Raw genomic sequence first — 19,529 nt, forward strand, 5'->3', positions numbered from 1 at the left:
GGTCGGCGCGCTTGGGTCACTGTGCGGCCGGGAAAGCCGGCGCGGCCTTCAGCACCATGGCGCGGTCTTCCGGCAGCATCAGCCCCTCGGCGACGAGGCCGTCGGCCGCCTTGGCCAGCGCCGCCTCATAGTCCTGCGCAGAGCCATAGCGGGCGGAGAGGGGCGCGCGGCTGTCGGAGTTGAGCTGCGTCTTGGGGAAAGCCACAAAGCTGCCGGTGAGGCTGCACAGTTCGCCCGGTGCGAAACCCTCGCGGCGCAGGTTCCAGCCCCAATAGGTGCCGAGCGGCGCGGCCACCGGCACTTCCCGCACCCCGCCGAGCGCCATGCCGTCCCCATCCACCTTCGGCACCAGGATGGCATAGGCGGCGCCGTCCCTGGGCGGCACGGCGGTGTCGCGCACGTTCAGTCCATTCACCGGCGGGCGCGGCACGGTGCCCTCGATGCGCGGCAGGCCGAGCGTCTCGGGCGCCACCAGGGCCTCCTTGCCGGCCGGATAGACCGAAGCGCGCGGCGCCTTGCCGCCCCTCACCCAGTCCTTCATGGCCACCGTCAGCGCCCGCAATGTGGGGCCGACGCTCAGGGGATTGGTGGGAAAAAGGCAGGTCTTGTCGGCGCGCGATGAGGCGCCCCACGCATTGAAATGCGGCGCTCCCGCCAGGAAGAACAGGCGCACCGTCTCCGGCATGGTCAGGGCCGTGCCGTCGGGGGCGGTGGAGACGAGAGCCGCGCGGCCCTGCCAGAACTCGGTGGAGGTGTCGGTGTGGATCACTTTCGGGCAGGTCTGCGTCGCCCCGCAGGCCTTCAGGATGCCGTCCGTGCGGCCGCTCACCGGGTCGGTCATGTCCACATAAGTGAAGGGGAACTGATCGCCGGGATAATCGTGGTCCTCGTGCTGGCGGGAGTAGCGCCCGGGCTGGGCGAAGGGATCGTTGGTGAAGGTCTTCCGGGAGCCGGCAATGTGCGGCATGACGCCGTCGAAGACAGGCTTGCCGCCTGCGTCCGCATTGAAGCCCTGGTAGACGAGATCGCGCAGGAAGCGGCCGGACTGGGAAATGCCGAGGCCGATCGTGTGGTCGATGGGGCCGACCGGGCTCTTCACCCCTTCAGGTCCATGGCCGCGCAGGAAGGAGACGAGGTCCGCCGTGGCGATGAAGCCGAGGCCGGCGGGCACCGCGTCGCGGGCCGGATAGATGAACTCATAGATGGCCCCGCCATCGAGGCCCGCCGGGCGGGTGATCTCCACGGTCTGGGCGTCCACGAAGCGGAAGGAGAGGCCGGCGGGCGTCGCGCGGGCATCGCCCGTCTTCGCGCGCACGGTGAGGGTGGCCTTGGCGGGGTCGAGGTCGGCGGCCGGATAGGTGAGCTTGGCCGTGCTGACGGGTTTGGCATCCTCGAAAATGAATTCCTCGCGGGAGGGGGCGGTGACGCCCGCCAGCACCGGCAGGGCGATGTCCATGAGCGTGTCGCCCAGGTCCGTCTGCCAGCCGCTCCATACGATCGTGAAGCCCTGGCGCATCAGGAAGCCGTCGCCGGGATCGTCCACCGTGAAGGCGGGACCGGCCTTGGTCACCGCGTTCAGCAGGGGGAAAGACAGGTTCCGCCCCCGATTGGGCACCTCGTAGAACAGGGTCCGCGCCCCGGCGGCCGCGTCGAGGGGTGCGAGGATCACCATCTCGGTGGAGAATTCCACCTCGCCCTTGGCGTTCACCGGCGCCTTGTCGATGCCCGCCACCTTCCGCGCGCGTTCCGACTTGGGATCGATGGCGAAGTGCACCCGCGCCTCGATCTTCTCATAGGCGCCGGCACCGCCGAAGCTGCGGCCGTCATAGGCTGGGGTGCGCTTGAGGTCCTCAAGCCGCGTCACCTCTGCCGCCGCCGGACCGAGAAGGGCGCCGGAGGCTGCGAGGACAAGCGGCACGGCCAGGGCGCCGGTGCGGCGCGGGGGAAGGCCGGCTTTTCGGGCGGTGCGCGGGCGGGTGGGCTTGGTCATGCGTGTCCTCCCCCGCGGTGTGCGGGTGCGCGGGCCGGCGCGGCCGGCGGGTGAAGCGTTGCCGGCTGAGCCGGCCCGCAGACGGGCGAAAGGGAGACGTGGTGCGGAACGGCCCGCCCCCGCCGGGGCGGGCAGGGGGCCCCCTTATTGGGCCGGGCCCATCACCAGGTCCGGCAGCCAGGTGGCGATGCCCGGGAAGATGGAGAGAATGATGATGCCGAGGATCATGGTCAGCACATAGGGGAAGGCCCCCCACAGCACCTCGCTGGTGCGCACCTGCGGGGCAATGGCATTGACCACGAACAGGTTGAGCCCCACCGGCGGCGTGATGAGCCCGATCTCCATATTGATGGTCAGCACCACGGCGAACCAATAGGGATCGAAGCCCGAGCTGACGATGATGGGATAGAGCAGGGGGGCGGACATCACGATGATGGCCACCGGCGGCAGGAACATGCCGGCCACCAGGAGGAAGACGTTGATGAGCCCCATCAGCACCCAGCGGTTCACCTCCAGCCCGGCGATGGAGGCGGCGACCGACTGGGTGATGAAGAGCGAGGACAAGGCGAAGGCGAACAGCTCCGCCGAGGCCATGATCATCATGATCATCACGCTCTCGCGCATGGTGGAGCTGAAGATTTCGATGATGGGCTTTGGCTGGAACAGCCGGTACATGATGATGACGACGCCCAGCGTCAGGAAGGCGCCCGCGCCCGCTGCCTCGGAGGGGGTGGCCACCCCGCCATAGAGCACATAGAGCGTGCCGGCGATGATGAGCAGGAAGGGCGTCACCTTCGGCAGGGCGGCGAATTTCTCGCCCAGCGTGAAGACCTTGCCGGCATTGTCGAACGAGAACTTCTTGCGCCGGCAGTCGATCAGCGCCCAGGCCATGAACATGGCGGTGAGCATGAGGCCCGGCATCACGCCGGCCAGGAAGAGGCGGCCGATGGAGGTCTCGGTGGCGATGCCATAGACGATAAGCGTCACCGAGGGCGGGATGAGGATGCCGAGCGTGCCGCCCGCGCAGATGGAGCCGGTGGCCACCGAGGCGGGATAGCCGCGCTTCAGCATCTCCGGGATGCCCATCTTGCCGATGGCGGCGCAGGTGGCGGGGCTCGACCCGGTCATGCCGGCGAAGATGGCGCAGGCGCCGATATTGGACAGGACGAGGCCGCCGGGCACCCGGTTCAGCCAACGGTCCAGCGCCTCGTAAAGGTCGCGCCCGGCCGGCGTCGCGGCCACCGCCGCACCCATGAGCACGAACATGGGGATGGAGACATAGGCCAGCGAGGCGATGCCGGCGAACATGGTCTCTGCCAGCACCTCGAACACGCCGGGGCCGGAGGCGATCAGAAGGCCGCCAATGGCGGACAGGCCGAGGGCAAAGGCGATGGGCATGCCGGTGGCGAGCAGCGCCAGCAGGAGGCCGACAATCACAAGCCCGGACAGGGTGGGAGACAGGGCCATCATGCGTGTTCTCCGAACGGGCCACGGCCCTGCACCCGGCGGATGATCTCGGCCACATATTGCAGGGAGAGGAGGATGAACCCCACAGGCAGCGGCAGCAGCGGCACCCACAAGGTGATGGCGGCCACCGTGGAGGTGCGCCATTCATTCACATAGGCTTCGTGGAAGAAGATCAGGCTCGCCACGCTCATGGCGAGGCAGAAGAGCAGCCCGAAGCCGGCGCCGATAAGACCCAGCAGCCGGCGCGGGCCGGGCGGCATCACCATTTCGATCACGTCGACGCCCACATGGCCGCGGGTCAGCAGCACATAGGGCGCGCCGAGAAAGACGGCGGCGGTGGCGGTGAAGATCACGAAGTCGGTCTGCCAGATGGTGGGCGCCCGGAACACGTAGCGCAGGAAGATCATCTGGCAGGTCACCAGCATGGCGCCGATGAGCATCAGCGCCGCGATGACGCCGGCAAGCTTCGAGAGCATGTCCACGGCGGATAGGAACAGGCGGGTCATGGATCAGCCTTGGGCGGAAGGAACCGGACGCGGGAGGTCTGGACGCGAAAGGGGTGCGGGCGTTGCCGGCTCCCCCGTGCGGGAGAGCCGGCGGGGCCTCACTGGACCGCCAGGGCCTTCTTGATCAGCTCGTCGCCGCCCTTCACCTTCTCGGAGAAGTTCTTGTACGAGCTTTCCTGCGCCACCTTCAGCCAGGCGTCATAGTCGGAGGCGGACATCTCCACCACTTCGACGCCGGCCTTCTTGAAGGTGTCGATCAGCTTCTGGTCCGCATTCTTCACCTGCTCGGCGAACCAGGCCTGCGCTTTCTTGCCGGCGTCCAGGATCGCCTTCTGCTGGTCGGGCTTGAGGCGGTTGAACACCTGCTTGGACATCAGCACCGGCTCGTACATGAACCAGAGCGCATTCTTGCCCGGCGCGGTCAGGCACTTGACCTGCTCGTAGAGGCGATAGGAGACGAAGCTCTCGGACGAGGTGTTGGTGGCATCCAGAACGCCGGTCTGCATGCCCGAATAGATTTCGGACGACGGCATGGAGGCGATGGAGGCCCCCGCCGCCGCCAGCATCTGTTCGAAGGCGGGGCCGGCGGCGCGCGTCACCTGTCCCTTGATGCTCTCGGGATTGGTGATGCAGCCCTTCTTGGAGGCGAAGGCGCCGGACAGCCAGGCATCGGCGATGACGATGGCGCCCTGGGCCTCCACGATCTTCTTGATCTCCACCATGAAGGGCGAGTCATTGAGGCGCTCGGCGCGGTCGAAATTGCGCACCAGCCCCGGCATGAGGGTGGCGGAGAATTGCGGCACGCGGCCGGAGGCGTAGTCCAGGGGGAAAGAGGAGATGTCCAGCTGGCCCTTGGTCAGCGCGCCCCATTGCTCGTTGGGCTTGTAGAGGGAGGCGCCGGGAAAGACCTGGATCTTCAGGCCCACATTGGCCGCTTCCACGTCGCGGGCAATCATCTGGACCATTTCGTCGCGCGGATCGCCCTTGCCGCCGGGAAACTGGTGCGAAGCACGCAACGTGATGTCCTGCGCCAGAGCCGGGGCGGTCATCAGCAGGCAGGCGCCGGCGGCATAGGCCATCTGGCGCAAGGTGAAGCGACGGGTACGGGGGGCTTGGGCCCGGGGGAATCCGGTCATGGCATTCTCCTTGTGGCGGCCGAAAAGGCGGCCTTGGCGTTTCCTCGGATGCCGCCCGGTATCAGGTGCGGCGTGACGCTCTCGCGTGAAGTTCCGCGCGCGGTGACCACGCTGCGGCCCGTGCGGCTTGGCGGCCGGGACGGGTTTCTTGTTTCGCCGCCGGCGGACCGGCGGCGTTTTCATGGTCCGGTGGCCGCTGCGGCCGGTCCGGTGTTACGCGGCGGACTGGTACGCGTCCTTGTAGGTCTCGCGCAGCACGTTCTTCTGCACCTTGCCCATGGTGTTGCGGGGCAGTTCGTCGACGAAGAAGACCCGCTTGGGCAGCTTGAACTTGGCGAGCCGCTCCTCCAGCGCCTTGTGAATCTCCGCCTCGGTGACGGTCGCACCCTTGGTGCGCACCACCACGGCGGTCACGCCCTCTCCGAAATCCTTGTGCGGCAGGCCGATGACGGCGCTTTCCAGCACGCCGGGAATGGCGTCGATCTCGCCCTCGATCTCTTTCGGGTAGACATTGAAGCCGCCGGTGATGACGAGATCCTTGCCGCGCCCGACAATGTGGACATAGCCGTCCCCATCCACCTTGCCGAGATCGCCGGTGATGAAGAAGCCGTCATGGAATTCCGAGGCGGTCTTCTCCGGCATGCGCCAATAGCCCTTGAACACGTTCGGGCCCTTCACCTCGATCATGCCGATCTCGTCGGTGCCTACAACCGCGCCGGTTTCCGGATTGGTCACCCGCAGGTCGATGCCCGGAAGAGGGAAGCCCACGGTGCCGGCCCGCCGGTCCCCATCATAGGGGTTGGAGGTGTTCATGCCGGTCTCGGTCATGCCATAGCGCTCCAGGATCGCCTGTCCTGTGCGCTCGCGGAAGGCGCGGTGCGTCTCGGCGAGCAGCGGGGCGGAGCCGGAAACGAACAGGCGCATGTGGGCGGTGGCCTCGCGGGTGAGGCCGGGCTGGTCGAGGAGACGGGTGTAGAAGGTGGGCACGCCCATCAGGCTGGTGGCCTGCGGCATCAGGCCGAGGGCCTCGCGGGCGTCGAACTTCGGGCAGAAGATCATGGACGCGCCGGACAAGAGGATGATGTTGGTGGCCACGAACAGGCCGTGCGTATGGAAGATGGGCAGCGCGTGGATCAGCACGTCGTTCGACGTGAAGCGCCAATAGTCGCGCAGGGTCAAGGCGTTGGACAGGAGGTTCTCGTGCGAGAGCATGGCCCCCTTGGCCCGCCCCGTGGTCCCCGACGTGTAGAGGATGCCACCGAGGTCATCGGGCCCGCGCGGCACGTTTTCGAAGGTCTCCGGCAGGCCGGCGGCGCCCTCCGTCAGCGAACCCTTGCCGTCGGTGCCGAGCGTTTCCACATGGGGCACGCCGAGGCGGGTGGCGAGCGCGCGCATGTCATCAGCCACTTCCGGGCGCGCCACCATGACGGTGGGCTCGGCATCGGAAAGGAAGTACTCGATCTCCGCCAGCGTATAGGCGGTGTTGAGCGGCAGGTAGACCGCGCCCGCCCGCACGGCGGCAAGATAGAGCGCCAGCGCCGTCCAGGACTTCTCCACCTGCACCGCCACCCGGTCGCCGGGCTTCACGCCGCGGGCGACGAGCAGATGGGCGAGGCGCGCCGACAGGGCGAGCGCGTCCGCATATGTCTCGCGGCCACCATCGGGATGCAGCACGAGCGGCTTGTCGAGGGCCGGGATCGCCGCCTCGAAGGCGGAGAAGAGGTGGTTCTTCTTGGCAGGAGAGGTCATTGCACGGGCACCAGGCTGCGCGCGCTGGCCTCGCCGCGCAGCAGTTTCTTGACAGGAGCGCTCGCCACGACCTCGCCCTTGCCGGCATAGGCTTCGTGGTTCTTCTCAATGTCGGCCAGGACATAGCGGTAGTTCACCATCAGGCCGGCGGCCTGGGCGATGCCCTTGGGCGAGAGGTCGCCCATGGGATTGATGCGTTCCAGCCGCGCGCCATTGCCGAGGTGAAAGCGCGCCACCGGGTCGAGCGGCTTGCCCTTGGCGGTGCGCGCCACCAGGAAATAATGGGCGGCGAGTGCGTTGATGACCGGCGTCAGCTCGGCGCGGGCGGCCTCGTCCGCCTCCCAGCCCGCCGTGTCGAGGCGCGTGAGCACCTGCCGGTCGGCCGGGGTGAGGATGGGCGAGGTCTCGTCCGCGCGGGTGCTGTTCACGAAGGCGCGGAAGCTGGGCACCGGGGAGAGCGTCACGAAGGTGGTGAGCGAGGGGATCTCGCGGGAGATTTCCTCCACCACCTGCTTGATGAGGAAGTGGCCGAAGGACACTCCGCCGAGCCCGCGCTGGCAATTGGAGATGGAATAGAACACCGCCGTGGTCGCCGTGCCCGGGTCGAGCGGGGCGCGGGTCTGGTCCAGGATGGGGGCGATGGCGCCGGGCGTCTCGCGCATGAGCGCCACTTCCACGAAGATCAGCGGCTCGTCCACCAGGGTGGGATGGAAGAAGGCGTAGCAGCGCCGGTCGGGCGTGTCGACGCGGGCGCGCAGGTCGTTCCAGTCCTTGATCTCGTGCACCGCCTCGTAGCGGATGATCTTTTCAAGGACATTGGCGGGTGTCGCCCAGTCGATGCGGCGCAGCACCAGAAACCCCCGATTGAACCAGGAGGAAAAGAGGTGGCCGAAGTCCCGGTCCACCGGCGCCAGGTCGGGCCGCAGCGCCATGGCGTCCATCAGGTGCTCGCGCATGCGCACCAATTGCCCGGTGGCGCCGGGGGCCATGTTGAAGCGGCGGAACAGCTCCTGCCGGCGCGGCTCGCTGGCATTGTGCAATTCGGCGATGGCCGCGTCCGAGCCCGTCTTGCCATAGGCGGCGACCGCTTTTTCCAGGCGCGGCAGGTCGGCGCCGAAGGTCTCGTGCAGGGCCTCGAAGAAGGCGATGCGCTCGCCGGTCTTCATGCGGGCATAGCGGTCGAGAATATCGGTGGCGAGCGCAACGCCGGAGGCCTCGCCCTTGCCGGACAGCAGGTCCTGGCACCGGTCCACCAAGGTCGCCGCCTTGGTGGCGCCGCTCACCCGGCTGTTGCGGTCCAGGAGCGCCCGGCCGCGATCGGCAATGGAGTTCAGGAGGTCGCCGAAGAAGGAGGTGTTGGAGCTCATGGGGTCCTGTCCGCCTGTTCGATCAGTGTCCATTGGGCCGGTCTGCGGCCCGCATTGCAAGGCTGCCTTGGGGGCCTTTGGGACATTGTGTGGGCAGATGAGGCATGGAGCAGAGCTTCCCCCGTCGTCCTACACATCTAAGAGCCGTTTGCATCATTCGTCAATCATCATGTATGCAAGATTGGTGATGACTGTATGTGACGAGATGCTAAAGTGACGCTGAAGCTGAAGGAGCGAAGCGGTGAGGGGAGAGGCCACGCCGCGCCTGCGTGAGGCGCTGGAGGACGACATCGTCGCCGGCCGGCTGCGGCCGGGGCAGCGGCTGGACGAGGTGGGCCTCGCCGAACGCTTCCAGGTCTCGCGCACCCCTATCCGGGAGGCGCTGATCCAGCTGGCGTCCTCGGGCCTGGTTGAAATCCGTCCCCGGCGCGGGGCCTTCGTGGTGCTGCTTGGCCCGCGCGAACTGGTTGAGTCCTTCGAGCTCATGTCGGAAGTGGAAGGCGCCTGCGCGCGCCTGGCCGCCCAGCGCATGGAGCCGGACGACCGCGCGGCGCTGGAGGCGGCGCACCGCGCCTGCGCGGAGGCGGTGGCGGCGGGCGATACGGGCGCCTATTACCCGGCCAATGCGGTGTTCCACCAGGCCATTTATGACGCCACCGGAAACCGCATTCTGGCGGCGGAGGCGCGCCGGCTCCAGCGACGGCTTCAGCCGTATCGGCGCCTGCAATTGCGTGTCTCGCGCCGCATGGATGCCTCCTTCGCCGAGCACGAGGCCATTCTCACCGCCTTGCTCGCGGGGAACGGGGAGGCCGCCGCGGCCGCCATGCGCGCCCATGTGCTGGTGCAGGGCGAGCGCTTCCTCTCCCTCCTCACAGCCTTGCAGGACGAGACCGAAGGCACCGCCGCCACCGGGTGACCTGCCTTCGACTTATGGCGCATTCACAGCGCGCTCCTGGCATGGCCCAAGTGGAGGCGGATGCGGCCGGGGAGGCACAGCGTCGCTCTTGCCCCTGCGCCAGCCCCCCGCCACAGTCCCGACAACAAGACCGGGAGGCCGACGCCATGGCGGGGGAAGTGGACGACATCTTCGATTATATCGTGGTGGGCGCGGGCACCGCCGGCTGCGTTCTCGCCAATCGGCTCTCGCAAGACCCCAACATGCGCGTGGCGGTGGTGGAGGCGGGGCGGCGCGATGACTGGATCTGGTTCCACATTCCCGTCGGCTATCTCTATGCCACCGGCAACCCTCGCGCCGACTGGTGCTTCAAGACCGAGCCGGAGCCCGGCCTCAATGGCCGCGCGCTGAACTATCCGCGCGGCAAGGTGATCGGCGGCTCGTCCGCCATCAATGGCATGATCTCCATGCGCGGCCAGGCGGCCGATTATGACCATTGGCGGCAATTGGGCCTTCCCGGCTGGGGCTGGGACGATCTCGCGCCCCTCTTCAAGGGCAATGAGGACCATTTCCTCGGCCCCAACGCCCATCACGGCAAGGGGGGAGAATGGCGGGTGGAATTTCCGCGCATGACCTGGCCGCTGCTGGACGCCGTGCGGCAGGCGGCGGGCGAGGCGGGCATCCGCGCGGTGGAGGATTTCAACACCGGCGACAATGAGGGCGCCGGCTATTTCCACGTTAACCAGAAGCGCGGCGTCCGCTGGAGCGCGGCGCGCGGCTTCCTCAAACCCGTGCTGGATCGCGACAACCTGTTCATGATCACCGCCTCCCATGTGCGCAAGGTGCTGATCGAGAACCGCCGGGCCACCGGCGTGGTGGTGACCGGCCGCGCCGGGCCGCGCACGCTCATTGCCCGCCGGGAGGTGATCCTCGCCGCCGGTGCGGTGGGTTCGCCGCAATTGCTTATGCTGTCGGGCGTCGGGCCGGGGGAGCATCTCAAGGACAAGGGCATCGATGTCGCCCATCACCTGCCCGGCGTCGGCGGCAATCTGCAGGACCATCTGCAATTGCGGCTCATCTATAAGCTCCAAGGCATCGGCACCCTCAACACGCGCTACCATTCCCTGCTCGGCAAAGCCTGGATGGGCGCCCAATATGCCCTGTTCCGGCGCGGTCCCTTGACCATGGCGCCCTCGCAGCTGGGCATCTTCACCCGCTCCGATGCCCGGCAGGAGCGGGCGAACATCGAGTTCCACGTCCAGCCCTTGTCGCTGGACAAGTTCGGCGAGCCGCTGCACCGCTTCCCCGCTTTCACCATGAGCGTGTGCAATCTGCGCCCCACCTCGCGCGGCACCATCCGGCTGAGGGACAACGCCTTTTCCTCCGCCCCCGAGATCAGGCCCGGTTATCTCGCCACCGAGGAGGACCGGCAGGTGGCGGCCGATTCCATCCGGGTGGCCCGGCGCATCGTTGGCCAGAAGGCCCTTGCCCCCTATACGCCGCAGGAGATCCTGCCCGGTCCCGCCGTGCCGGATGAGGACAGCGCGCTGGCGCGGGCGGCGGGCGATATCGGCACCACCATTTTCCACCCCGTGGGAACGGCCAAGATGGGCCTGCCCTCCGATCCCTCGGCGGTGGTGGATGCGCGGCTGAAAGTGCTGGGGCTGGAGGGGCTCCGGGTGGTGGACGCCTCCGTCATGCCCACCATCACGTCGGGCAACACCAACACGCCCACCCTCGTCATCGCCGAGAAGGGGGCGCGCATGATCCTGGAGGATGCCCGCGCCTGAGGGCGGCTTGCCAATGGTGTAATCTCCCCGCCACCCCCATATGAGGGGGGCGATTCGGAGCTTTGGCCTTGGCGCAGCAGGCGGATTTCTTCGCCCTGATGAATCTGGACGAGGGCGAGGCGGTGCATAAGCCCCGCCGCCGCGCCCGCACGGCCGCCGTGCGCCCCGCGCCCGAGCCGGTGGCGCCGCCCGTGCCCGAAATCGCCTATGACGCGCAATATGAGGCCTGGGCCTGCGAGCTGGAGCGCACCGGGCGCTATCGCATCCTGCGCCGGCTGGAATTCCCCCCCGTGGTGCCCCGGCCTCTCAAGGCGGGGGAAAAGCTCGCAATCATCATCGACACCGAGACCACCGGCCTCGACCCCACCAAGGAAGAGGTGATCGAGCTGGGCATGGTGGCCTTCGCCTATGGGGAGGATGGCGCGGTGGGCGATGTGATCGCCACCTATAGCCAGCTCCGCGAACCCTCCGTGCCCATCAGCGCCGAGATCACCAAGCTCACCGGCATCACGCCGGAGATGGTGAAGGGCCATGCGCTGGATCTCGACGAGGTGGCCCGCTTCATTGCCCCCGCCGCCTTGGTCATCGCCCACAATGCCCGCTTCGACCGCCCCTTCTGCGAGCGCCTGCTGCCGGACTTCGCCCACAAGGCCTGGGCCTGCTCGGCCTCGCAGGTCGATTGGTCGGGCTTCGGCTTCGAGGGAGTGAAGCTTGGCTATCTGGTGGGCCAGTCCGGCTGGTTTCACAATGGCCACCGCGCCGTGGATGATTGCCAGGCGCTCCTTGCCGTGCTCGGAGCGCCCTTGAAGGAGGCGGAGGGCATCGCCTTTTCCCGGCTGCTTTCCACCGCCCGCCTTCCCACCTTCCGCGTCTGGGCGGAAGGCGCGCCCTTCGACATGAAGGACCATCTGAAGAAGCGCGGCTATCGCTGGAATGACGGCTCCGACGGGCGGCCCAAATCCTGGTGGATCGAGGTGCCGGAGGCGGGCCTCGCGGACGAATTGGCCTATCTCAAGGCCGAGATCTATCTGCGCGAGGTGGACCTGATGGTCCAGAAGATCACTGCCTTCGAGCGGTTTCGGCCGGGGGTGTGAGGCCTCCGGCGCGGGCCGGATCTGTCACAGGCAGGATTGGGCGGTGCCCGCCACGATCTTCGGCTCGGCGATGCGGGACCAGTTGCCGTTGGCATTGCGCCACTGTTCCTTGCGCGAGAAGGTCGTCTGCGCCAGCTTGGCGTTCAGCACGATGGTGATGGCGGGTCCTGCCTGCTTGAACTGGGGTGTGAAATCGGCCCCCTCGCGCCCGAACGCATAGGTGCCTTCGCCGATGGTGGCGCCGGTCTTGGCATCGCAGAGCTTCAGGTCGAACGATCCGGACGCGCTGGTGGGCAGCTTCTCGATATAGACGAGGTATCTGTCGCCCATATTCATCACTTGGCCCACATAGAGGCGCTCTTGCTGGTCCAGGGAGGGCTCGCGGCTCAAGCGAGCGGCGATACTGGCCACGTCCTCCGCGAGTTTGCCCGGATCCATGAATGTCCGATAGGCGATCACCGTGCCGACGATGGTGGCGATGAAGCCGATCACGGCCATGATCCGCTCAAGGATGGTCCACATGCCGCCTATCCCCCGCCCAACGCAAAGGTAGGGCCATGCCCCGCAGGTGTCGAGGCGGCATGGGGCGGCTCACCCCGCCTTCGGCGGCGCCAGGGCCCGAAGCGCCTTGGTGAGATGTTCGGCGAACTGCGCCCCCGCCAGCGGCAGGCTGCGGCCGCGCAATTGGGCGAGCACCATGTCGGCGCCGGCCAGATCATCGATCTGGCGCACCACGATGCCGGGCGGCATGGCGGCGGGGAGCGCGCCCAGCTCGATCTGGAACGAGATCATGCCGCAATGGGCCACCAGCCCGCGCAGCATCTCGAAGGAATTGCATTCCGCCGCCACCGAGAAGCGCAACCCTGAGCGGGCGATGCTCTCCTCAATCATCTGCCGCCCGCCCGTGCTGCGCTCGGCCAAAGCCAGCGCATACCCGGTGCAATCGGACAGGCGCAGCGACGTGCGCGCGGCGAGCGGATGGTCCGCCGGCAGGAGGGCGACGAGGCGCTGGGGCAAGGTGGTGAGCAGGCGCAGCGAGCCGACAAAGGGCGGGCGGAACACCAGCACCAGGTCCACCTCATAGGCGGTGAGCAGCGCCACGGCGCGCTCATGGTCGGCCACCGACACCTCGAAATTCATCAGCGGATAGCGCTTGCGGAAGGCGGCGATCTGCTGGGGCAGGAAATCGTGCGCCAGCGCCTGGCTGCAGGCGATCTTCACCGTGCCGCGTTTCAGGCCGCGCAAATCCTCGATCTGGGAGCGCATGCGCTCCGCGTCGGCCAGTTGCTCGCGCAGATAGGCCACGAACACCTCGCCCGCCGCGCTCAATTGAACGCCGCGCGGGCGGCGTTCCAGGAGCTTGGCGTCCAGTTCCTCCTCCAGATCCATGATGCGGCGGTTGAGGGCGGACGGCGTCACGTTCAGCCGCTCCGCCGCCCGGCGGATGGAGCCGGTGCGGGCCACCTCGTCCATGTAGCGCAGGAAGCGGAGATGGCGCATGGCGGGCCTTGGACGCAGGAAAGTTCGTAGCCTAATCGGCAACGCAATGTATCAAAATCGGCTATGGATCGCATCACCGATCGTGCCTAGGCTGTGTCACGAAAGGATCATGTTGCGGCGCACCGGAACGGACCGGCCCGGGCCAGCGACAAGGTTTCGTGAGCCGCCCATGCCCCCTTCATCCTCCGGCACTTTGAGCTTCGCGCGCCCCCGCCCTGCGCCGCGCCTCGCGACCTTCGCGGCGGAGCCGCAGTCGGCGGAACTGGACCTTTCCACCACTGCCCTCGTGGTGGTGGACATGCAGAACGACTTCCTCCACGCGGACGGCTGGTTCCCCCGCTCCGGCGTCGACCCGGCGCCCCTCAAGGCCGTCATCCCCGCCATTTCCCGCCTCGCCGCGGCAGCGCGGGCGGCTGATGTGCCGGTGGTGTTCGTCAATTGGGGCGTGCGGGCGGACGTGGCCGAATTGCCGCCGCTGGTGCTGGCCAAGGGCTCGGCGGGCGGCACGCGGCCGGTCTATGGCGATCCCTCGCCCGGCGGGCGCGGGCGCATCACGGTCGCCACCGACTGGGGCGCGGAGGTGGTGGAGGAGCTGGCACCGCAGGAGGGCGATCTCCTGGTGCACAAGCACCGCCTCAGCGGCTTCACGGACAATGAGCTGGATTCTGTGCTGCGCAATCGCGGCATCGACACCTTGCTGTTCACCGGCATCAATATCGACCGCTGCGTCTTCTCCACCCTCTGCGACGCCTCGTTCCTGGGCTATGGCTGCGTGCTGGTGGAAGATGCCTGCGCCACCCCATCCCCCGATTATGTGCGCGACGCCATCCTCTATCTCGTGCGCCTGCTCTATGGCGCCACCGCCTCGGCCGACGCGCTGACGGCCGCTTTCCAACAACAAGAAACCAAAGACAAACCTTGACCAGAAGGGAAGTTCTTCCGATGCCGTTCAAGTCCCTGACCCGACGTGCGCTTGCCCGACGCGCCCTTGCTACCGTGGCGGCCGGCCTGACCCTCGGGCTTGCCTTTGGCCTGTCCGCCGCCCCGGCGGCGGCGCAGACCAAGATCAAGCTGGTGCTCAACTGGAAGTATCAAGGCCCGCAGGCCATGTTCTTCCTGGCCGAGGACAATGGATACTTCAAGGCCGAGGGCCTCGACGTGACCATCGACCAGGGCAACGGCTCCGGCGCCGCCGTGCCGCTGGTGGCCAACGGCACCTATGATGCCGGCTTCGGCGACATCAATGCCCTCATCGAGCTGGTGGCCAAGAAGCCCGAGGACGCGCCCATCGCCGTCTATGTGATGTTCAACCAGCCTCCCTTCACCATCGCGGTGAAGGCCGACAGCCCCATCAAGACCCCGCAGGACCTGGTGGGCAAGACGCTCGGCGGGGCCGCCAATGACGGCGCGCTGAAGCTGTTCCCGGCCTTCTGCAAGCTGGCCAAGATCGATTGCTCGGGCATCAAGATCGTCAACATGCAGCCCAATCTGCGCGAGCAGATGCTGATGCAGGGCCAGGTGGACGGCGTGTTCGGCTATGTGAATACCATCCGCTTCTCGGCCAAGATGATCGGCATCGAGGACAGCCAGATCCGCTACATCAATTATGGCGATTACGGCATGGACCTCTATTCCAACGCCATCATCGTCTCCCAGAAACTGGTGAAGGAAAAGCCGGAGGCGGTGAAGGGCCTGGTGCGGGCGCTGAACAAGGGCCTCATCGACATGCTCAAGGACCCCAAGGCCGGCGTCGCGGCGGTTCAGAAGCGCGAGCCGCTCATCAAGCCGCAGGTGGAACTGGAGCGCCTGGAGGCGACGCTGCGCTCGGAGATGAACCATCCCGAGATCGCCAAGATCGGCCTCGGCAATGTGGACCCGGTGCGCCTGAAGCAGGCCATCGACATCCTGGTGGACGCCAACAAGCTGCCCACGACCCCCAAGGTCGACCAGGTCTTCACCCCGGCCTTCCTGCCGCCGGTGGCCGACCTGCCCAAGAAGCTGTTCTGACCCGGCGTTACGGACCGCCTCCTCCTGACCTCCGGCCGGCGCCGGCCGCGCCGGTCCATGACGAGCCCCACCTTCCCCCCAGCGGGGGAGGGCAGGGCGGGGTGTGCCCCGCGCCGCCCGCTTGCTTTCAATCAAGAACCCCCGGACGTGCCATGGACCTCAAGCTGAAAGATCGCGTCGCCTTCATCACCGGCCCCGCCAAGGGCATGGGCGCCGCCGTCACCCTCGCCTTCGCCGCCGAGGGCTGCCGCCTGGCCTTGGTGGGCCGGGACACGGGCGCCATCGGGCCGGTGGCGGAAGAGGCGCGGGCCAAGGGCGCAGAGGTGATCGTCCTCGGCTGTGACCTGACCGATGCGGCGGCCTGCGAGGTCGCGGCAGCGCAGGCGCTGGAGGCGTTCGGCGCCATCGACATCCTCGTCAACATTGCCGGCGGCTCCGGTCCCATCGGCAAGACCGGGGTCGAGACCACGCCCGAGGAGTTCGACGACATCGTCACCCTCAACATGAATGGTTGCTTCCACACCATGCGCGCGGTGCTCCCGGGCATGATCGCGCGCCGCTACGGCAAGGTGGTGAATGTGGGCGGCACCTTCGGCATGCGGGGCCGCGCCGGGCGGATGGCCTATTCCGCTTCCAAATGGGGCCTGCGCGGCATCACCAAGAGCTTCGCGCTGGAGGTGGGGCCGCACAATATCAATGTGAATTGCGTTGCCCCCGGCATGGTGGACGGCCCGCGTTTCCGCGAGAAAGTGTGTGCCAATATGGCGGCCAAGCTGAACATCACGGTGGAGGAGGCCATGGAGCGCCACGCCGCCGACTATGCGCTGCGGCGGGTGACGCAGGACGAGGACGTGGCCAATGCCTGCCTCTTCCTCGCCTCCGACGTGTCACGCCAGCTCACCGGCATCGACCTGCCGGTGGATGGCGGCTGGGCCATGCTGTGAGGAGGACGGAATGAGCGATCAGGATTTCCCCGCCGACCTCGTCATCACCGGCGGACAGGTTGTCACCCACGAGACCGTCCGCCCCGCCGCCATCGCGGTGAAGGACGGGCGCATCGTGGCGGTGGGCGAGGAAGGCGCCATGCCCGCCGCCCGGCAGACCTTCGATGCCACGGGCCTGCACATCCTCCCCGGCGCCATCGACGTGCACGTGCATTTCCGCGATCCCGGCTACACCCACAAGGAAGACTTTGAGAGCGGCACGGCGGCGGCGGCCTTTGGCGGCGTCACCACCGTCTTCGACATGCCCAACACCATTCCGACCGTGGCTGACGCGGCGAGCCTTGCGGAAAAGCACGCCATCGCCAGCGCGAAGGCCCATGTGGATTACGGCCTCTATGCGGTGCTGGGCGAGGAGAGCCTTGCCCATGTGCCGACGCTGGTCGAGGGCGGGATCATCGGCTTCAAGCTCTATATGGGCAACACCTTCGGCCGCATCCCCTCGCCCTCTACCGGGGCCATGCTGGAGGCGTTTGAGCTGGTGGCGCCCACCGGCAAGCGCGTCTCGCTGCATGCGGAAACCAATTCCATCATGGAGCGCCGCCAATCCCGCCTGGTGGAGGCCGGCCGTACCGATGCCCTTGCCCATCTCGCCTCGCGGCCTGCCGTTGTGGCGGTGGAGGCGGTGGCCCGCGCGGCGATCCTGGCCGAATGGACCGGCGCGCGCATCCACATCCTCCATATCTCCTCGGCCGCCGAGTTGGTCCCGCTGCGCGACGCCAAGGCGCGGGGCGTGGACATTACGGGGGAGACCGGCGCACATTATCTGATGCTGGCGGCGGAGGAGTATGGCCGCTGGGGCGGCATCATCCGCGTCAATCCCCCGGTGCGCGAGGCGGCAAACCAGGGGCCGCTCTGGGCGGCGCTCAGGGACGGCACCATCGACATGATCGCCACCGACCACGCGCCCCATACCCCGGAAGAAAAGACCCGGCCGGACATCTGGACGGTCGATTGCGGCTTCCCGGGCGTCGAGACGCAGATCCCTCTCATGCTGACCGAGGTGGCGGCCGGGCGCATGGCGCTCACGGATCTCGTGCGCTGGAGCGCCTATAATCCGGCCAAGGTCTGGGGCCTCTATCCCCGCAAGGGGGCGATCCAGTCTGGGGCCGACGCGGATCTGGCCTTTATCGATCTCGACCGGCGCTGGACCATTGACGACGCGGCCCTCCAGTCCCGCTCCAAGGTCTCGCCCTGGCATGGCCGGGAGGTGCAGGGCCTGCCGGTGCACACCATGGTGCGCGGGCGCTTCGTGATGAAGGACCGCACCTTGATGGCCGACACGCGCGGACATGGCCGCTCGGTCCACGCCATCCAGGACGTGGGCACCCCCAGCCCCCGCCACACCGATGAGACACTGGCCGCCGTGGTGGCGCAGCGACCGGAGGCGGCCGCATGAGCACGCCCCGCACCTTTGTCGAGTTGGAAGAGGTCACCCTCTCCTATGGACGGGAGGGTCACCAGGTCCACGCGCTGGGTGAGACCAGCCTGACCATCGGGCAGGGCGATTTCGTTGCCCTGGTGGGGCCTTCGGGCTGCGGCAAGTCCACCATTTTGAAGTTGGTGACGGGCCTCATTTCCGCCACCACGGGCCATGTGTTCGTGGATGGCCGGGAAGTGGGGGCCTCGCAGGTGCGGGTGGGCATGGCGTTCCAGAATCCCACCTTGCTGCCCTGGCTCTCCATCCGCGACAACATCATGCTGCCGCTGAAGATCGTGCCGCCCTTCCGGGCTGAGTTCCGGTCCAAGCGCCGCACCGAGTTCCGCGATCGCGCCGATGCCCTGCTCAACCAGGTGGGCCTGAAGGGCTTTGCCGATCGCTTTCCCTGGCAATTGTCCGGCGGCATGCTCCAGCGCGCCTCGCTATGCCGGGCGCTGATCCATGACCCGCAACTGCTCATGCTGGACGAGCCCTTCGGCGCCCTCGACCAGTTCACCCGCGAGGAATTGTGGGGCGTGCTCCAGGATCTGTGGCTTGACCGCAAGCCCACCGTGATCCTCGTCACCCACGATTTGAAGGAAGCCGGCTTCCTGGCCAACCGGGTCTGCGTCATGCGCGCCCGCCCTGGCCGCATCATCGAGGATTGCCATGTGCCGTTCGCCCGGCCGCGCAACATCGAGATGACCTATGAGCCGGGCTTCGTGAGCCTGACCCAGCGCCTGCGCGAGCTGATCGTCTCCGCGCGCGAACCCGTGGAGGCCGCCCGATGAACACCCAAGTGCGCCGCCGCCTGTCCTCAGTGGCCGTCATCATCGGCTTCTTCGTCATCTGGGAGCTGGCCTGTATCGCCTTCGGCATCAAGGAGATCGTGCTGCCCCGGCCGACCCAGGTTGTGGCCACCCTCATCGAGCGGGCGCCCGCCATCTGGCCCCACGCGCTCCAGACCCTCTATACGACGCTGGTGGGATTTGCCCTCGGCATCGTCTCGGGCGTCGCGTTGGGGGCGCTCATCGGCTCCTCGCGTCTCGCCTATGATGCGGGCTATCCATTGCTCATCGGCTTTTCCTCGATCCCGAAGGTGGCCCTGGTGCCCATCTTCGTGCTGTGGTTCGGGGCGGGCTCCATCCCGGCCATCCTCACCGCCATGATCATGAGCCTGTTCCCCATCGTGGTGAACGTGGCGGCGGGCTTGGCCACCACCGAGCCGGAGCTGGAGGATGTGATGCGGGCGCTGCGCGCCTCCAAGATGGACATTCTCATGAATGTGGGGCTGCCGCGCACCATGCCCTTCTTCTTCGCCTCGCTGAAGGTGTCGGTGACCTTGGCCTTCGTGGGCGCGGTGATCGCGGAGACGGTGGCCTCCAACCGGGGCATCGGCAATCTCATGATGATCGCCTCCTCCTCCTTCGACGTGCCCCTGGTCTTCGCCGGCCTCCTGGTGCTCGCGGTGCTGGGGGTGGGGCTCTACGCGCTCTTCTCCCTGATCGAGGGCCGCGTCATCGGCTGGGCGCGCCGCAAGGATGATTTCGCGGTCGGCTGAGGCCGGCCGGGCTTTTCAAAAAACATAAATCCCTTCCAGGAGTTGC

At 67.5% G+C, this 19,529-nt stretch carries 17 protein-coding genes; 9 read left to right on the top strand and 8 right to left on the bottom strand.

What is annotated here, in order from left to right; all coding sequences use genetic code 11:
• Positions 1-16: 16 nt before the first annotated feature.
• The 6 genes from PV781_RS09805 to PV781_RS09830 all read right to left on the bottom strand — a co-directional run bounded on the left by PV781_RS09805 (position 17) and on the right by PV781_RS09830 (position 8,215).
• Entirely contained in the window at positions 17-1,990 is a 1,974-nt protein-coding gene (locus PV781_RS09805) for an alpha/beta hydrolase domain-containing protein (RefSeq protein WP_274775443.1), read from the bottom strand.
• A 144-nt stretch (positions 1,991-2,134) separates the two neighbouring features.
• A complete protein-coding gene (locus PV781_RS09810; RefSeq protein ID WP_274775652.1) occupies positions 2,135-3,451 on the bottom strand; it encodes a TRAP transporter large permease in 1,317 nt (438 codons plus the stop codon).
• A 5-nt stretch (positions 3,452-3,456) separates the two neighbouring features.
• Positions 3,457-3,963 carry a TRAP transporter small permease subunit gene (locus tag PV781_RS09815; protein ID WP_274775444.1) on the bottom strand — a complete coding sequence of 169 codons (507 nt, stop codon included), beginning with the start codon at positions 3,961-3,963 and terminating at the stop codon, positions 3,457-3,459.
• A gap of 98 nt (positions 3,964-4,061) precedes the next feature.
• Entirely contained in the window at positions 4,062-5,012 is a 951-nt protein-coding gene (locus tag PV781_RS09820; protein ID WP_274775653.1) for a TRAP transporter substrate-binding protein, read from the bottom strand.
• Positions 5,013-5,312: 300 nt separating this feature from the next.
• On the bottom strand, positions 5,313-6,848 hold the full coding sequence (locus PV781_RS09825; RefSeq protein WP_274775445.1) for a malonate--CoA ligase: 1,536 nt from the start codon (positions 6,846-6,848) through the stop codon (positions 5,313-5,315).
• Positions 6,845-8,215 (bottom strand): malonyl-CoA decarboxylase, encoded by a 1,371-nt coding sequence (locus PV781_RS09830; RefSeq protein ID WP_274775446.1) that lies wholly within the window; start codon positions 8,213-8,215, stop codon positions 6,845-6,847. Before PV781_RS09830 ends, PV781_RS09825 begins: the two co-directional genes overlap by 4 nt.
• A gap of 241 nt (positions 8,216-8,456) precedes the next feature.
• Between PV781_RS09830 and PV781_RS09835 the strand changes: the two genes are divergently transcribed.
• The 3 genes from PV781_RS09835 (at position 8,457) to PV781_RS09845 (ending at position 11,994) form a co-directional block, all read left to right on the top strand.
• Positions 8,457-9,131: a GntR family transcriptional regulator gene (locus PV781_RS09835; protein WP_274775447.1), complete on the top strand. Its 675-nt coding sequence runs from the start codon at positions 8,457-8,459 to the stop codon at positions 9,129-9,131.
• A gap of 146 nt (positions 9,132-9,277) precedes the next feature.
• Entirely contained in the window at positions 9,278-10,900 is a 1,623-nt protein-coding gene (locus tag PV781_RS09840) for a GMC family oxidoreductase (RefSeq protein ID WP_274775448.1), read from the top strand.
• A 68-nt stretch (positions 10,901-10,968) separates the two neighbouring features.
• Complete coding sequence (locus tag PV781_RS09845; RefSeq protein ID WP_274775449.1) at positions 10,969-11,994, top strand: 3'-5' exonuclease; 1,026 nt, start codon at positions 10,969-10,971, stop codon at positions 11,992-11,994.
• A gap of 24 nt (positions 11,995-12,018) precedes the next feature.
• Here the strand turns inward: PV781_RS09845 and PV781_RS09850 are convergent, their stop codons facing one another.
• Positions 12,019-12,516: a hypothetical protein gene (locus PV781_RS09850; RefSeq protein WP_274775450.1), complete on the bottom strand. Its 498-nt coding sequence runs from the start codon at positions 12,514-12,516 to the stop codon at positions 12,019-12,021.
• Between the two features lie 69 nt (positions 12,517-12,585).
• Positions 12,586-13,494 carry a LysR family transcriptional regulator gene (locus PV781_RS09855; RefSeq protein ID WP_274775451.1) on the bottom strand — a complete coding sequence of 303 codons (909 nt, stop codon included), beginning with the start codon at positions 13,492-13,494 and terminating at the stop codon, positions 12,586-12,588.
• A gap of 169 nt (positions 13,495-13,663) precedes the next feature.
• On the opposite strand from PV781_RS09855, the gene PV781_RS09860 reads away from it, so the two are divergent.
• The 6 genes from PV781_RS09860 to PV781_RS09885 all read left to right on the top strand — a co-directional run bounded on the left by PV781_RS09860 (position 13,664) and on the right by PV781_RS09885 (position 19,483).
• Positions 13,664-14,416, top strand: a complete 753-nt coding sequence (locus PV781_RS09860) for a cysteine hydrolase family protein (RefSeq protein WP_274775452.1) — start codon at positions 13,664-13,666, stop codon at positions 14,414-14,416.
• A gap of 20 nt (positions 14,417-14,436) precedes the next feature.
• Complete coding sequence (locus tag PV781_RS09865) at positions 14,437-15,501, top strand: ABC transporter substrate-binding protein (RefSeq protein WP_209103641.1); 1,065 nt, start codon at positions 14,437-14,439, stop codon at positions 15,499-15,501.
• A gap of 152 nt (positions 15,502-15,653) precedes the next feature.
• Positions 15,654-16,445 (top strand): SDR family NAD(P)-dependent oxidoreductase, encoded by a 792-nt coding sequence (locus tag PV781_RS09870; protein WP_274775453.1) that lies wholly within the window; start codon positions 15,654-15,656, stop codon positions 16,443-16,445.
• A 10-nt stretch (positions 16,446-16,455) separates the two neighbouring features.
• Positions 16,456-17,901, top strand: coding sequence for an allantoinase AllB (allB, locus tag PV781_RS09875; protein WP_274775454.1), 1,446 nt, complete (start codon positions 16,456-16,458; stop codon positions 17,899-17,901).
• Entirely contained in the window at positions 17,898-18,713 is an 816-nt protein-coding gene (locus PV781_RS09880) for an ABC transporter ATP-binding protein (protein ID WP_274775455.1), read from the top strand. The genes allB and PV781_RS09880 overlap by 4 nt, the downstream gene beginning before the upstream one ends.
• Complete coding sequence (locus PV781_RS09885) at positions 18,710-19,483, top strand: ABC transporter permease (RefSeq protein ID WP_209103637.1); 774 nt, start codon at positions 18,710-18,712, stop codon at positions 19,481-19,483. The genes PV781_RS09880 and PV781_RS09885 overlap by 4 nt, the downstream gene beginning before the upstream one ends.
• The last annotated feature ends 46 nt before the right edge of the window (positions 19,484-19,529 follow it).

The organism is Aquabacter sediminis (assembly GCF_028863665.1).
GTDB lineage: Bacteria > Pseudomonadota > Alphaproteobacteria > Rhizobiales > Xanthobacteraceae > L1I39.